Consider the following 17,355-nt stretch of genomic DNA (forward strand, 5'->3'; position numbering starts at 1 on the left):
CGTGAATTTATTGTAAATAAATAGTGAAAAGTCATGCAGTTTAAATGTGTTACGTTTCACTCTTCAAAGGATCCGTTATGAAATTGAAGAAACTGTCACTCTCCATTATTACCGTATTGCATGCCGGCTTAACTACAAATGCGCTCGCTCAGGACAACACACAGGAGAGCGCTACCGGCGACCAGTTAGAAGTTATCGAAGTAAAAGGCTTTAGAAGCTCACTGAACAAATCCCTGCTGACAAAACGCGCTAACGTGAATTCCATGGAGTCTATATCCGCCGAAGATATTGGGAAGTTCCCTGATCTAAACTTAGCCGAATCGCTGCAACGCATTTCAGGTGTCTCAATCAGCCGCGAAGGCGGCGAGGGCAGACGTATCACACTGCGGGGCCTCGGCCCGGACTTTACCCGTGCAACACTGAACGGTATGGAAATACCGGCGGAAACCGATCAGCTGGACTCGTCAATTTCTGCTCTGAGCGGCGGGCGAGCATTTGACTTCAACGTATTTGCGTCTGAATTATTTAATCGCGTGGACGTGCAAAAATCTCCCACTGCATCAATGGAAGAAGGTGGTATCGCGGGTTCTGTTAATCTGTATACCGCCAAGCCTTTTGATAATCCCGGGTTTCATTATGCCGGTTCAGCGCAGGCGAACTACAACGATGTCTCCGAAGAGACCAACCCCCGCACGGCGGTAATGGTGAGCAATACCTTTGACGATGATAAGTTTGGTGTCCTTTTCTCACTGGCTTATTCGACCCGGAACGTTAACCAGCAAGGCTTCGGAACCGTAGGCTGGCAAACGCCCGTTAACAATAATATGACTTACGCGGACACCAGCAGTACAAACGTTACCGGGTCGCCGTCGGGTGGTGATTGTCAGTTAAATGGTGCGGATGTGGACGCCATCAATTGTTTATATGCCCCCCGGATCCCGCGGCCGGATTATTTCGGTAACGAACAGACCCGCCTGGGTATTACTTCTTCATTTCAGTATGCACCGTCTGATAATGTGTTACTTACTTTCGACTACTTACATTCACAACTGGAAAATGAGCGCTCGTACTATCACATGTACGCAATGTTCAGAAATTACTTCAATCAAATCACGCCAACATTGGTTACCGTAGCGCCCAATGGCCAGCAAATTATTGCCGGCGAATTTGATGGCATAACTAACCGGATTGAGAGCCGTGAGACCACCAGTGATACAGCATTTAATCAGTATGTGTTATCGGGAGAGTTTGGCTTAACAGATCGTCTCATTGTGGATGCTATGGTGGGGTATGCAGAAATTGATTTTTCCCGTGATGAATTTCGTCACATTATGGACAGCACTGAGCCGCATAGTTTCGGTTTCGATTTTACGGGTAACCCCAATGCTGCGCTGCTCGACTTCCAGTTCGATTATAATGATCCTGCCTTGTACAACTTGTCCTCTTATGATTTACAGGATCAGACTGATAAAGAAAACCTGACCGCTAAATTTGATGGAAAATATGTGGCGGATATGGTCGAAGTTAAGGCCGGTGTGGCCTACAACAACCGCAAAGTCTCCCGCCAATATTTCGGTCTGCCAACTTTTTCTACGGGATCTGCAGAAGGCTTAACAGAAATGCTTCCCATCAGTAATTTTGGCGACGGCTTTGACGGAAATTTGTTTCCTTTTGTAGTGGCTGATTTTGATGCAGTAAAAGACGCTATCGGCCCCCTCAACTGGCAATCTCAGGATCAGAAAAACACGCAGGTAGAAGAAGAGACCATGGCCGTTTATCTGGAGTTTAATACAGACTTCGATATCGCTGATATGATTTTGCGTACCAACTTTGGTATGCGATATGTGGATACCACCGCCACGTCAACGGGATATATCCGGCTGGAAAATTCTGTAGAAACCATCGTCGCTGAACATGACTATAAGAACTTTTTACCGGCTCTGAATCTGGCACTGGAGCCTGCAGATGATCTCATCGTGCGCTTAGGACTGACGCGGTCAATGACACGCCCCAGCTTAAATACGCTGAACCCGGGTAATCCTGCTTTTCGCTACATTGAAGGCTTCGTGACGGTGGGTAATCCGTACCTTGACCCCTATGTGTCTAACAATGTGGACTTTGGCGTAGAGTGGTATTTTGACGAAGAGTCGTTATTGTCTGCCACACTGTTTTATAAAGACATAGAAACCTATATTCGAAGCACACAGGAAGAAAAACTGGTCGACAGTATTTATTACACGGCAATCAATAACGATCCGGTTTATGATCCCGCGATAACGGTTAATCCGTTCAGCGAACCTTATACCCATTATTCCTATGACAATGGCGACGGTACAACCATAAACGGCTTTGAAATCAGCTACCAGCAGCCATTTAACTTCCTGCCCGCGCCCTTCGATAATTTGGGGACAGTGGCCAACTATACCCGTGTCAGTTCCGGTGAAATCGTAGGTGTTTCCGAGAATTCTTACAATTTCACCTTGTACTACGAAACAGAGAAGTATGGTGCCCGCCTGTCGGCAAACAGCAGGGATGATTACTTTATCGAAGTACCCGGCATCACCGGCAATGCTGAAAATGGAGTGACGGGTCCCACAAATATCGACTTTTCCTCATTCTATAACTGGTCGGAAAATCTGACGTTCTCCTTTGAAGTCATCAACCTGACGGATGAGTATTCACGGCTGTTCGTCACCGGCGACGGTTCGCTGGACATGGTGCGGGAATATAACAACACAGGAAGACAGTTCTTCCTTGGCGTGCGCTATCACAACTAGGCAGCTTTACGTTACGGGGTCATAAGTCCTTATGACCCTATCCTTACCCCGCAACACTTTATTCAGGCCAAGCTCACTATGCTCACACGTTGCTTTCTCTTCGTTGTTCTGTTGTCTGCGTCACATGCCGTATTTTCTTCGGGAGAGCGGTTCACTATTTCGGTCGATGAACCGTCTGTGCGTTTTATTGTTGTACAAAGCCGTGATCCGCTCATTGAATGGGCCGCCAGAGATGTGGCGGATGATTTATCTGCCCGCACCGGTTCGACTTTTGTTGTGGTCAAAAGCGATGACGAGGCAGTTTCAACACCATTTATTCGCATAAACGTTGATGGCTCATTACCGCTACTCAATGCCAGTGCATTTCCTCATGGGAATCATGAAGCATTTGCCATTCACACAAGACAGGACACTCTGGTGATAACCGGTGCTGATGTGCGTGGCACGGTATACGGGCTTTTTACGTTAGCCGAAAAAATGGGCATTTCACCGTGGCAATGGTGGGCGGATGTGCCGGTGAAAAAAGCCAACGGGACGCTAACGCTGGTCAAGTTACCGGTTGTGGAAGGTCCCGCTGTGAAGTACCGCGGTATTTTCATTAACGATGAAGACTGGGGCTTACTTCCATGGGCGTCTCGTACATTCGAAGCGGATACTGCCAATATAGGGCCCCGGACTTATGAAAAAATTTTTCAGTTACTGCTCAGATTAAAAGCCAATACCATCTGGCCTGCTATGCATCCGGGTACCCGTGCCTTCTTCACTGTGCCGGGCAACAAAGAGATGGCGCAGCGCTACCACATTCATGTGGGCAGTTCTCATGCCGAACCCATGTTGAGAAACAATGTGGATGAATGGGACAAGCAGCAATCAGGTGATTTCAATTACACCAATAATGCGGCAATGGTCAATGAATACTGGCGAAGCCGTATTGAGCAGGTCAGTGATATGTCTGATCTGGCGATGTTTACCCTGGGTATGCGTGGCATTCATGACAGCGGAATGGAAGGTATCAATTCACAGCAGCAAGCCAAAGACACTTTACAGCAGGCTATCAATACCCAGCGTGCACAACTTGAAGCGGTTTTTGGAAAGCCCGCAGAAATGCTTACGCAAATGTTTACGCCCTATAAAGAAGTACTCTCACTGTACGAAATGGGATTGTCTGTGCCTGACGATGTCACACTGGTGTGGCCCGACGATAACTACGGTTATATCCGCCGGCACAGCAACCATGCTGAACAAGCGCGGTCAGGCGGAGCAGGGGTGTATTACCATTTAAGCTACTGGGGCAGACCCCATGATTATTTGTGGCTGAGCAGTACCCACCCCGCGTTAATACAGTTTGAAATGCAACGTGCATTTGAAAATGGTGCTGACCGTATCTGGATAGCCAATGTGGGTGACATCAAACCCCTTGAATACAATATGGAATGGTTCTTACATCTCGGGTGGTATGGGCCGGATAAAGTGTCTGACGCAAAGACGTTCGCTACTTATCAGTTGGGCAGAGACTTTGCGATTTCTGAACCCCGATATGCCGCAGATCTATTATTTGACTATTACCACCTGGCCTTTATCCGTCGCCCGGAATTCATGGGATGGAGTCAAACCGAACCCACGACGCAAACCCAATTATCCGGATGGAACGAAGAAACCATTGAAAACCGTCTTCAGCAATACCAAAAGCTTGAGACATCCATTTTTGAACTGGGCAAAGGCATTCAACCTGGTGAGCATTCAGCCTGGTTTCAACTTATGAGCTATCCGTTGCAGGCGTCCTCAGAAATGAATAAAAAGTGGCTGTTCAGGTACAAGGCTGCCTTTGCTGCTTCACCGTCTGTAGCTGACAAGCTGATGGAAAAGGCACTGGATGCACATAACACTATCGACGGGCTAACTCAGCAATATAACAGATTGTCTGAAGGCAAATGGGCCGGCATGATGGATGCTGCACCGCGCAAACTGCCGGTTTTTAGCAAGCCGGAAACGATTACGTTGACGGATGACGAAAAACAAATGCGAGAAAGAGTCAACAACGGATCCCAAAGTAAGCAAATCAAACCGGTATCAGTAAAGTTCATTTCACCTGAGGGTTACAGCTGGCAGGAAGTGAGAGATCTCGGCTATTCCGGCAAAGCATTAACACTTTATCCGCTGAAGCAACAATACTTCTCAGAAAAGGCCGCTGTTACTTACCAGTTCAACCTTGATATTGCACAGGATGTAACGTTAAACGTTGCCACGTTACCTGTGCATTCCAATGATTCTTCTCATGAGATCGCAATATCTCTGGCACAAAAACCAGTGACGATATTCACTCTGAACACCATAGGACGAAGCGAGCAGTGGAAGCAGGGCGTATTGAATAACCGCATTCACAATAGTGTCAATCTGGGAAGGCTGAGTAAGGGTGCTCACAATGTGACCCTTTCAGTGAATCAAAACGGTATTGTCATTGATGAGGTCTGGTTATCTGAACGTGGTTCTTAATAAGAGAATAGGGCACAATGCCGGCTGTTTTTTAAATAGCGGAGTTCTTATGTCTTTCAGTAGTGTTGAAGCGTTAACCTCTCAACTGGCCAGCGCACCGGATGAAATTGTATTCAGCGATGTGATTTCGTTTGTTGACGATAACTATATTTTCACGCCTTCGGCTTTTAGCAATGGCACAGTAAACAATGAAACGAATCAAAATAACGGGTCCTGTAAACTGTTGGCCCTCGGCCAGCTATTAGGGTTAACACAGGCACAGACTCTCGCACTTTTTGGCAGTTACTACCGTAATGATGTGCTTAAGCATCCTGAAGGTACCGACCACGCAAATATTCGCAATTTCATGGTCTCAGGATTCGACGGTTTGCAGTTTGATACGTTTCCCTTAGCGGAAAAATAAAGCGCCTGTTTATCTAACCCCGGCGCTTTTGTCCCTTGGTTAATCTGGCCATGCCGCCTTGTTTAACAGCCGCCTGCTGGCCATAGTGACCGGGCATTTCCGGAGAGCGCCAGCCTCCGGCAAGCTGCATTTCAGGTAGCGTGGCGCCATTTTCTGCCAGTGAAACCGCCGCTCCCACACGACCGCTGTGAGGGGTGATATTTTCCTGAATACCAGCAAGTGCAGCAATGCGTTTCCAGGTGCGATAAATGCTCGAGTATTCCAGCTTCGGGGCCTGTTTGAAATTCGCACTTTCATCATAAGGCAACAGAGCGTGGCCTCTGTTTGAGACGCGGCGGAACAACACGCCTTTGTTTATCCTTCGCGGATCATCTTCACTTCGCTCAACTTTTTGCTGAGCGTCATAATTCGCTTCAGCAACATACTCGTCAATCATATCCAGCGTATTGGGAGAAATGTACCTGTACTGGCCTTTGCCGGTCTGGTCACTTTTTGATGTTAAGACGAGCAGGGCGTTAGTACGCTTATTAATGTCAGATATACAAACGCGAACGACTTCATCGGCCCTGAGCAGCGCATCGAACATCAGATTAATCATGGCCAGATCGCGCATTTCCAGCAGTATGTCCGGGATCACCCGCTCATTAATTTTTTCCAGCAAATCCAGTGTCAGCGGTACCGCCTGATGGTGACTGAACTGGTATTTTTCATTCTCAGCCAGCGACAGCCGGATGAAGTCTTTAAGATAGACAGACTGCACAATGGGGTTCGGTAATTTGGCAATACCCAGGAATTTACTCAACGCGCTGAGCCTGCGTTTGATGGTGCGGTAAGCCAGTGGCGACTGACATAACATCTCTACATAACGTTTGACACAGAGTTCGTTATTTTCAAATGAGGCATTGAATCCGCTTAATCCGGATTGCTCGCAGAATATAACAAACTCGTTGAAATCGCTGATGTAAGCACGCTGCGTGTTACGGGGTAACCGTGAGAAAATATCATTGAAGTACTGATTCACAGCATCGCGGTAACAGTCTGTAAACTGTAACTGCTGAGATGCCGGCAACTTCATGTCAGATCCTTAAAATATACAGGTATTTAAACGGATGGCACGCATGAAGGGTAAAAGCCGGCATACGTGGGAGTACGATGCCGGCAGTATATCTAAATTGACAATAACTGTATATAAATACAGTTATTGTGTATTTCGGGCAGGGAAAGCCTATTCATCGTTATCCCTTAAAGTAAAACCCGTCAGCCATTCAAGGATCAAATCTTTATGGTTGTCTGCCCATTGTTGAGACACGGTTTCAATATCCTCACCATTTTCTACTGCGGAGAGCATTGCTACCAGTTCTGCGTCATCAATCACAAACCGGTTTAACAGCTTCAGCAACTCGGGGGAACGCTCTTCCAGTTGCGAACGAAAACCCAATTTGATTTCACTTTGCGGCCAGGAGGTACCTGTTGTGAGTTTATTGAGTCCCTGAGCTTTGAAAATGGCTTGCCATGTTGCGGCGTCATGTGCTGGCTCTTCAACGAAGTGTACATGGCGGTTTCCAAACAATGCATCTGGGTAATAGCAGAAGAATAAGCCCGGTTGTTCATTCTGATTGTTGCGGTTAATCAGCTGCTCCAGTAAGTCAAGGTCAAACACGTGATAGTCATAATACGCATCCAGACCATAGGCGTTAAGACGTCGCTTCTCAATTGCCACTGATGCCCAGCCTTTGGCACCAACCCAAATATCACCGCGACCACTACCGGACAAGTCAAAACGTGATGCGTTTTCCGGAGTAACCAGATCGTTTACTGCTAACGTCGCCGGCGCTGTAAAATCGGTATAACAGAGACCTTGTTTTCCCATGCCGGCGCTTTCACCCAATTTAACCGTTTCGAACGCCCGCACATACCGGCGGATCAGGTCGGCATTGTTAGCCAGCCAGATATCCGGGTGCACATCAATGTCGCCGTCGTGCTGGCCCATCTGTTTAAAGGCTTGCTCATGAGTAACGTTGATGAGCTGTGCCCGCGACTCTGTGTGTTCATTAATAATCGTGGCAAGAATATGAGCTTTTACCTGAGCGGTCGGCCAGTCCAGTAAGGCAATATTCAGTTCGGCATTATTTAAATCGCGCTTGGACATAATCGGCGCTGACTCATCCCGCTTCACATCATCCAGCGTTTCATATAAAAAGCCGTAGCCGAATCCACAAAACAAAAACACAAAAATACTGAAAATCCAGTAACTGTGACTCACTGTTTCGGGACCGACCGTTTTAAGGCTCAAACTACGCTCTACAGCGTCATGCTGCCCGTCAAAATCTTGCGCGCCTGATTTCTGCTTAAATTCGTCTGCATATTCCAGTAAGTCACGGCACACCAGCGCGTGATCGTGGCGGATCTGGATATACTGATTCCGTTCATTAATAACCAGAATGAGAAATATAACCGAAGTAGCCAAAATGAGCGCAAACAAGGCCGTGGAGAAACTTTCAGGACGAAATATGAGTGAAAAGAAGACGTTCGTTGCGCCAAGCAAGATGAGAATAACCAGTTCTTCCGGTGGAATTCTGTCACTTTCCATGGTCATTAGTTTCTGGCCCACCTGGAAATTATCCAGCAAACGCTCTCGATATATCGGAGTATTTTCAGTACCGGCAATCAGTACTTTCTTAATGTCCTGAATTTCCAGCTGAGCATTGCGCATATCCTTTGCGCCGTTAAAAGCCCGTAAGAACACGTATAAATGTTTAACGATATAATTATTTAACAGTGCGTTGTACTTCTCAGCAGATACGCCGCCGCCCGGTGCAGAGGAGGGGAGTTGCATCACCGAATCATTAAACTCTACCAGCAAACGTTCTCGTTCACGGTTAAGGGATGTTGTCCGCTCAAGAGCAAAGGTACCCAACAGGACAAAAAATACCGTGGATACAGCGAGCAAATCGTAATACGAGTCAATGGGATAAGTTGGCGCGAATAACACCCATATCCCCACCATGCATACGGTACTGAAAAGAATGAGCAGCGATGAACGCAGAGGAAAGCGCAGCCCGAGAAAAATATTCGCCGACACAATAAGAACGGATGCAACCGCTTCATATTGATTGAGTAATCGGCCCTGTAACAGAGCAAGGATCACTACCGCGCCAACAGGCATGAAATACCAGAACACGCTGACAGATGCATTCGTCGCTGAAAATACGGATAAGTCGTAGAGCAAACTTCCCAGTGCCAGAATAGCGATACCGGCAAAGGCCACCAACGCATAATCCATATAATCAAACTGATTTGCCGTATCGCCAAACAAAAACAGGATGGCGAGCATACCGGGAGCAGCCACACAGCGAACACCTGATTCCGTCAGTAAAGCTTTATTCAATGAGCTGAGCTTAAGATCATTTTTATCTGCGATTGCAGACCAGGCGTCCATGCATTTCATGCGCATATAGCAGTTAATTGCCATAGCAAGCCCGCCTGATGCCGCCAGTAAAATGGTATTTATCATCGGACTTTCCAGCAGCAGCCAGTCTGCAATATCCAGATTCGGGCTCATCAGAACGATGAAACCGGCAAACGCTGCTGCAGAGAAAATATAATCGTTCGCCGTGGTGGTTCTGTGCTTTTTACGCAACGTGCTGTCTATATAGAAAAATACAATCGGCCAGGCTTCGAATATCAGAATGGCAATAACATCAAATTCCTGCGACATGTTCAGTGCCGCATATAAAAGCAGATGATTTGCGCAGATAAGGGCACCGGAAAACAGTGTGGGGACAAGCAGCGCCGGTGTTTTGAAATGGGCTGCGATACCTGAGAAAAAGGCTTGTTGCCGCTTTGCAAACATGGTCATAACAACCACAAGCGTAGAAATAGCAGCCAGCGTATGCGAAGTAGCAGCGACAAAGATGGGGCTGGAGCGGTCTATCAGGTAGTTAACCACCGGCGGATAAAGCATCCACAACAGAATAGAGGCGCACATTAACACTATGGGTGAACGCATAAATTGAATGACTAGATGCTGCAAGAAGATAGCTCCTTTATCCTGTATTTTAGCGGCGGGAGATAGACGTTTCTCTACTCAATGACCATTTAATCTGTTGAATACTATCATGATTTGCTTTTGTTTATTTTCTAATTTCTTTGAATTGAAGGTGTATGTTCAAACGGGGACTGAGAACTTTATGGATTTACAGAACTAAAACTCACTGGATAAGAGGGCTAATGAATTTGGAATAATTTAAATAAAGCATCCCGGATCAGTGAGCGTGGCCTCTGATTGAGGCCCGACGGAACAACACACCTTTGTTTAACATCTTCATTTCGCGCAACTTTTTGCTGAGGGTCATAATTTGCTTCAGCAATTTACTTGTTAATTACATCCAGTGTATTTGGTCGTTTATGGTGTTGCAATCATGTTAAGTCCGACCTTGGCTTGTTCTTCAATTGTGTGCATATAATTTAAAATTGAACATTTCGTTTACATTAGCCATTCATTCACATATTATACTTTTGTCTAGGGTTAACGTTTTACCTTAGTTTTGCTCCCGGATTCGAGTGCTCAATTCAAACTGGGAGCAATAAATTGTTGCAGAATACAAACCACTTTCCGCTAATTTATTCAAGCGGTTCGCGGGACAGGTCAGACGCCGGACATGAAATCCATTTTTATATATAAAAATGAAAAATTTAATTTGCAAGGGTAAACGTATAACCTTGAGTCGTATTTAAATGCGGTGATGCATTCGAGCGATTCTGCACATATTTTTGACACATTGAGGAAGCGGGGCAGACGTTTGCCCTCTGAAGGAGACATACATGACTGCAAATACAAAATTCAATAAGAATAATAAAAAAAGAGTTTTTTTGAAAAGTTCTTTATATTTGGCAATACTTTCTTCTCTGGGCACGCCTCTGGCTATGGCGCAAAGTGATGAAGCAGAAGCGAATGCCGGAAACACTGAAGTCATTGAAGTGCGTGGATTCAGAAACTCGCTGAAAGAGTCTATGCTCAACAAGAAAGCGTCAGATGTGGTATCTGACGGTATTTCGGCAGAAGACCTGGGTAAGTTTCCCGATCAGAACGTGGCGGAATCTCTACAGCGCATTACCGGTGTAGCCATCGACCGTAGTGGTGGTGAAGGCCAGTTTATTACTGTTCGAGGATTTGGTCCGCAGTTTAACACCGTTTTGATCAACGGTCGCCAGATCGCCACGGAAAACCAGGGGCGAGAATTCAGTTTTGATACCTTACCGGCAGAACTTATTAGCGGCGCTAATGTATATAAAAGCCCGGTTTCTTCGCTGCAGGCAGGTGGTATCGGCTCCACGGTTAATGTAACTACAGCCAATCCATTCGATTTTGACGGGTTTGCCGGTGCAGCCAGTGTGAAGGGCATGTATGAAGAGATTTCGGAAGAAACCTCGCCTCAGATTTCCGGTTTGATCACTAACCGGTTCATGGATGACAAGCTCGGGGTGCTGGTAGCCGGTTCCCTGCAAAAACGTAAAGCGCAGACCAATATTCTTCAGGTACGCGACTGGCGCTCGAATGTCAGCCTGACCAATCGTTCTCAAACTGATGACCCTCAGTATGCAGATTCTGAGCAGTTCAACGGCGTATACGTTCCGCAAAACTTTGACCAGATTGTTGACCTGGCGGATCGTCAGCGCACCAGTGGGAACGTAGTGGTGCAATATGCGCCGCAAGACAATATGATGATCAAAGTCGACGCGCTCTACTCTAAATTTGAAGTAGACTCCCGTCGCAACACCGTTGGTCACTGGCTGTCGGACAGCAACCTCGATAACCTTGAAGTGAACGAAAACGGCACCGTTACCTCACTGGACAGCACATTAGTCAATGGTGTGGGTGGTGCAACCGACTTCATCCAGAGCAGTGACTCCCGTGACGTGGAGATTCAGGCGTACGGTATCAACTATGAGTGGCTGGTAAACGACTACTTCACGGCAACCTTTGATGTCTCAACGTCGACGGCGAAAAACAATAGCGGTGGTAATAACTACTTTACTGTTGTGGGCTACAACAACGCTTACAGCCTGGACTTTTCCGGTGAAACGCCCGCTATTGATATCGAAGGCGGTACAGACGCGCTGACCAACATTCCGGCCGGTCGTATGCACGTCACCAACCGTGAAGGTTACGATATTGAAGACACTATCGATGAATATCGTGCGGATTTCACCTGGTTGCCTGATTCCGCTAATGCGTTCTCGAAGATGGAATTCGGTGCGTACTATCAGGATCGTAATAAAGACAACAATAGTCTGACGTCCAGCCTGTGTAACGTGTACTGTGGTTATCAAACTGATATTCCGGATGACTTGCTGTACATCTACTCACCACAAAACTATTTCTCAAACGCCAGTCAGCAGTGGATTGCTTACGATCCTGAAGCGTATTTTGACTATGCCGTGTCAGACGAGGCAATTCAGCAGGTAGCGGATAACACTGGCCAGACTTTTGATGAAGTACGTGCCATCGTTGATGCTGAGGGCCTGAACAGCCCGTCGCTTGCTGGCAATTCATTCTCAGTGAATGAAGAAGTCATCAGCCTGTACGCACAGATGTATTTCAGCCTGTTGATTTCTGACATGCCAGTGGATATTAACTTCGGCCTGCGCTACAGCGAAACCGATACCACCACAACCGGTTACGGTCGTGAACTGCTGGACGTGGTGCCTGTGCCAAACGACCCGTCTGACTACAGCGATGTGTATGCCACCAACGAAGGTGTGCCGATTGCAGAGTCCAACAGCTATTCTAATCTGCTGCCTAACATTAATGCGAAGATGGATCTGACTGATGATTTGATGCTGCGCGTTGGCTTCTCTGAAACGCTGACCCGTCCAACCATGAGCGATCTGGTGCCGGTGTTCAATGTATCGGTTACCCGTCCGAATAACCTGCAGGCAGATTCCGGTAACGCTGATCTGAAGCCGTTCCTGTCGACTAACTTCGACCTTTCACTGGAATGGTACTATGCCGATACCAGCTACCTTTCTGTAGCGGCGTTCAAGAAAGAAGTGGAAGACTTCATTGTGGCGTCGTTCGAAACCCGCACCCTGAATCTGGCAAGTGGTGCTTACGATTTCACCGTTCGTCTACCTGACAACGGCGAAACAGCTGACGTGAATGGCCTGGAAATCGCGTGGCTGCACACCTTCGACAGCGGTTTTGGTATTCAGGCTAACGCCACTATCGTAAACAGCGATGCATCACTGGATAGCGAAGACAACAGCCAGGTGTTCGCGCTGGAAGGCCTGGGTGATTCACAAAACATCATTCTGTTCTATGAACAGGGCCCAATGCAGGCTCGTGTGGCGTACAACAACCGTGAAGGTTTTATGCAGGATCTGGTTAGCCCGCTGGGTGGCACAGAACCACGCTTTACCGAAACCTACGGTCAGTTCGATGTCAGCGCTAGTTACGATATCAACGAAAACTTCACGGTTTTTGTTGAAGGTATAAACGTAACTGGTGAAGAGTTACGTCGTCACGGTCGTTACAGCGAACAGTTCATTCAAATGATTGATAACGGAGCACGTTATACCGTGGGTGTACGCACCAGCTTTTAAGTTCTCAGCTCGACAAAGGCAGGCGCAGCAGTGCGCTTGCCTTTTTAGTTTTTCTCCATGCTGCAATTCTGACAGGATAGCTATGTTTAAAAGATTTCTTGTACTTTGTACTGTGTTGACGCCATCGGCAGCAGTTCTGGCTCAGTCCGGAAACGCAGACCTCCCTGACTGGCAAAATCCGCAGGTTTTACAAAAGAACCGTCTCGCGCCACGGGCGCATTTTTTCGCATTCTCAAAAGATCCCGGGAAGTTTGTTTCGACGCCCTGGGATAGCAGTGATTACCTGTCACTGAATGGCACGTGGCAATTTAAAATGGCGGAAAATCCGCAGGCCGCGCCAGATGATTTCATGCTCCCTGACTACGCTGAAAAAGGCTGGGGCGAGATCCCTGTACCGGGAAACTGGGAACTGAACGGCTATGGATATCCGAATTACGTGAATATCCGCCTCGATTATGGTCCGGAAACGCCTTCTGGCCAGATCCCTTCCGAAAATAATTCCACCGGTTTATATCGCAAGCACGTTACCTTGCCGGATAACTGGACCGGTGATCGTGTTGTCGCTTATTTCGGCGCGGTTAAATCTTCCTTTTCAATCTGGGTAAATGGCGAGTACGTGGGCTACTCCCAGGATTCAAAAACCGCCGCCGAATTTGATATTACCAATAAATTAAAAAGCGGCGATAACCTCATTGCGCTGAAAGTGCATCGTTGGTCTGACGGCACGTATCTGGAACTGCAGGACATGTGGCGTTTGTCCGGAATTGAACGGGATGTGTATCTGTATCGCACGCCGAAAGAACAACATATCCGCGATATTGAGGTCGTGTCCACACTGGATGACAGTTACCAGCAGGGCGTACTTTCTCTAAAAACAGATATTAAAACCGATTCCGGGGCCACATTGTCACAGTGTAATGTCAGCTATCGCCTTCTGTACAATGAGGAGGTGGTATGGCAAGGACGAGGGGAGGGTGCAGATTGTACGGCGTCAGCCACCCTTGCCGATGTGGAGAAGTGGACGGCCGAAACACCGAATTTGTATGATCTGCAAATTATCGCCGGCGAAGGTGAAACGGCACAATATGCCTGGCAACGCATCGGCTTCCGACGCAGTGAGCTGAAAAACGGCAATGTGTTGATTAATGGTGAGCCTGTTCTTATTAAAGGCGTAAACCGCCATGAGCATGATCCCCGCACTGGTCACGTGATCAGCCGTGAATCCATGCGCCGCGACATTTTGCTAATGAAACAACATAATATTAATGCGGCACGGAATTCTCACTATCCAAATAATCCTGCCTGGTATGAGCTGGCTGATGAGCTCGGCTTATACCTGGTTGACGAAGCGAATCAGGAAGCGCACGCGTTCGGCGCCACTGACAGCAATTACGATCCTGAAAAACACATCGTGAACAACCCTGCATGGAAAGACGCCTTTCTTGACCGCGTTCGTAACATGTACGAAGCCAGTAAAAACCATGCTTCGGTGGTAATTTTGTCTGTTGGCAATGAAACCGGGGATGGCCCGAACACCGAACAACTTTATCATTGGCTGAAAACCCGCACCGATCGTCCGGTTATGTCTGATCAGGCGCGCACCAAATCTCACACCGACATGTACGCCAAAATGTATGCGTCTATTCCGCTGCTGGAAAATTATGCGCTGTCAGATCCAACCCGTCCGATGATCCTTTGTGAGTATGAACACGCAATGGGCAACTCGGTGGGCGAACTTTATGATTACTGGCAGGTTATTCGTAAATACCCGGCGCTTCAGGGCGGCTTTATCTGGGACTGGGTTGATCAGACTATCGAAACAACTGATAAGAATGGCAACACCTATCTGGGGTACGGCGGTGACTTCGAACCTGAAGGCGTTTACCACGATGAAAACTTCAGTGCGAACGGTGTAATGAATGCGAATCGCGAACCGCATCCTCATGCGGAAGAAGTGAAATATGTCTATCAGGATGTGGAAGTATCGTTTGCTGGTAGCAGCGAGCGTCAGGTCAGGGTGTTCAACCGCCGTTACTTCACCTCGCTGAATGATCTTTCATTAAACTGGACGCTGGAGGAGGACGGCAAAACAGTGGCTCAGGGCGACATTGATAATTTAGATATCGCTCCGCAACAGTCAGGCACGTTTACGCTTCCTGCATTTACCAGCAAAACCCGGGAAGGAAAGCGCTACTATCTGACGTTCCGATTCTATCCAAAGCAGAACAGCGAGCTTTATGCCAGCGATGTTGCGATAGCGACTGAACAGCTTCCATTGGCGATCAATGCTATGGCGGCAGCTCCGTCTCTCGGCGAAGGTAAATTACCAGCCGTGAACGCGGCGTCTGATGCCATTACTGTTACAGCCGGAAAGCAAGCCTTTACGTTTGATAAGCAAACCGGCTGGCTGAGTCAGTGGAAAGCAGACGGTGATAAACAGTTGGCATCCCCTATGGTGCCGTGGTTCTGGCGGGCACCGACAGATAACGATTTTGGTGAGAAGTATCCAGAAAAAGCAAAGGTATATCAGAAGCTGTTTGAAGACGCGACACTGACTTCGATTTCCTCCGGAAAAGAGGGAAACCGGATTGTTATCAACACGGAACATGCACTACCAGCAATAGAAAGCCGTTACTTCACCCGCTATGCCATTGCCGGCGACGGTACAATGGAAGTCAGCGTGAATTTCTATGCGGCCGCGCACAAGAAATACCCTGAGTTGCCGCGCATTGGCTATCGTCTGGAGTTAATTGGAGAGTACGACGAGGTTAGCTGGTTTGGTAAAGGGCCCCACGAAAATTACCGGGACCGGAATCACTCGGCTGTATTTGGCCGCTACTCACGTTCTGTTGAACAGTTAGGTCACGACTATGCCCGACCGCAGGAGAACGGTCATCGTGCCTTTGTGTATCAGGCAGACTTCAGCGGTAGTGATGCGGAAGGTTTCAGCATATTCGGTGAACCAACATTTGGCTTTAACCTGGCGAAAGACAACCTGTTTGATTATGACCAGTTCGAAAAGGAGGGGCTTCACGGCTATCAGATCCCTGAGTCTGAAAATACGTTCCTGTATATCGACTACCGCCAGCGCGGCGTAGGCGGCACTAACTCCTGGGGAGAGTCGCCGCTGTATCGCTACACGCTGCCATGGCGTGATTATCAGTACAGTTTTGTGCTGAAGCCTTCTGCGAATTAACAAACGAGTAGATTGAGAGCGTATGTAAGTAGTTTTCTAGGCTCCAGCTAAAAATTTTAAGCCCGCTAAAGCGGGCTTTTGTTTATCTGCGGATAAGCTGAACTTGTTCTAAAAATCACTTAAGCACATGATTAAAATGAATAATTATAAACATCACGCATGATAACTGGAATTATCATGCGTGATGAATTCATTGATGAAAAGCACCTGTTTGCAAGAAGTCTGTGTATCTATCCAGTGTCGCGAAAATATTTGAATATCTCTAATTTCACGCTTCGTACAAACGTTCAAGTGTCTGGTGAATGATTCAATAAAGAACTTCTGGAACAAGTCAAATCCGGCCTAACGCCTGAAAACGAATCGTGCGCTACGTGAAATCTGCAAGGTCTGTGGTCGCAATTTTTCTCAGATTTTACGTAGCGTCGCGTAACAATCAGGCACTTTGTTAACCAAAATCCGCACATGCGGAGAATATTAATTTAGATAAGCTGCATGCTGAGTAATAGAAGGCTTTCAGGGAATCAAAAGAACGCTGATGTCTGGTGTCAGAAGTTTCATTTATCGTAGACAACGGTAACGGCAATGGTAATGGAACTAAGCCACTGTAAGTCACTTACAAGCGAACGGAACATGTGGAGCATTCATTTCAAATGCTTTTTGTTGGCGCGCATGAATCCGGCAGATATATGAACTGCATCGAAAGGCCAACGAGCACAAAGCTACAATTGTACGTCAGGTAATATCACAACAGCCGGAAACGACACAGTAACGCCCCAATCCACATTAATTTTTAATTGCGCATAATGTATATTTACTAGTCTGCCCTTGGGGACACAAAATAAGGACTCTTTTTGCGGATTTCTATGCCGTATTTTGATGCC

At 47.3% G+C, this 17,355-nt stretch carries 7 protein-coding genes; 5 read left to right on the forward strand and 2 right to left on the reverse strand.

What is annotated here, in order from left to right:
- Window positions 1–77: 77 nt before the first annotated feature.
- From ACXAG2_RS19020 to ACXAG2_RS19030, 3 genes are all read left to right on the forward strand, one after another.
- On the forward strand, window positions 78–2,777 hold the full coding sequence (locus ACXAG2_RS19020; RefSeq protein ID WP_474869616.1) for a TonB-dependent receptor: 2,700 nt from the start codon (window positions 78–80) through the stop codon (window positions 2,775–2,777).
- A 78-nt stretch (window positions 2,778–2,855) separates the two neighbouring features.
- Window positions 2,856–5,270 (forward strand): glycosyl hydrolase 115 family protein, encoded by a 2,415-nt coding sequence (locus tag ACXAG2_RS19025; RefSeq protein ID WP_474869618.1) that lies wholly within the window; start codon window positions 2,856–2,858, stop codon window positions 5,268–5,270.
- Between the two features lie 49 nt (window positions 5,271–5,319).
- Window positions 5,320–5,673 carry a HopJ type III effector protein gene (locus ACXAG2_RS19030; protein ID WP_474869620.1) on the forward strand — a complete coding sequence of 118 codons (354 nt, stop codon included), beginning with the start codon at window positions 5,320–5,322 and terminating at the stop codon, window positions 5,671–5,673.
- Window positions 5,674–5,686: 13 nt separating this feature from the next.
- Here the strand turns inward: ACXAG2_RS19030 and ACXAG2_RS19035 are convergent, their stop codons facing one another.
- Together ACXAG2_RS19035 and ACXAG2_RS19040 are read right to left on the reverse strand one after the other, a co-directional pair.
- Complete coding sequence (locus ACXAG2_RS19035) at window positions 5,687–6,748, reverse strand: tyrosine-type recombinase/integrase (protein WP_474869622.1); 1,062 nt, start codon at window positions 6,746–6,748, stop codon at window positions 5,687–5,689.
- Window positions 6,749–6,898: 150 nt separating this feature from the next.
- A complete protein-coding gene (locus ACXAG2_RS19040) occupies window positions 6,899–9,706 on the reverse strand; it encodes a glycine betaine ABC transporter substrate-binding protein (protein ID WP_474869624.1) in 2,808 nt (935 codons plus the stop codon).
- An 839-nt stretch (window positions 9,707–10,545) separates the two neighbouring features.
- Here ACXAG2_RS19040 and ACXAG2_RS19045 point away from each other — a divergent pair.
- Window positions 10,546–13,278: a TonB-dependent receptor gene (locus ACXAG2_RS19045; RefSeq protein WP_474869627.1), complete on the forward strand. Its 2,733-nt coding sequence runs from the start codon at window positions 10,546–10,548 to the stop codon at window positions 13,276–13,278.
- Between the two features lie 82 nt (window positions 13,279–13,360).
- On the forward strand, window positions 13,361–16,474 hold the full coding sequence (locus ACXAG2_RS19050; protein WP_474869629.1) for a glycoside hydrolase family 2 TIM barrel-domain containing protein: 3,114 nt from the start codon (window positions 13,361–13,363) through the stop codon (window positions 16,472–16,474).
- The last annotated feature ends 881 nt before the right edge of the window (window positions 16,475–17,355 follow it).

This window comes from Alteromonas sp. ABH4_456, assembly GCF_056160645.1.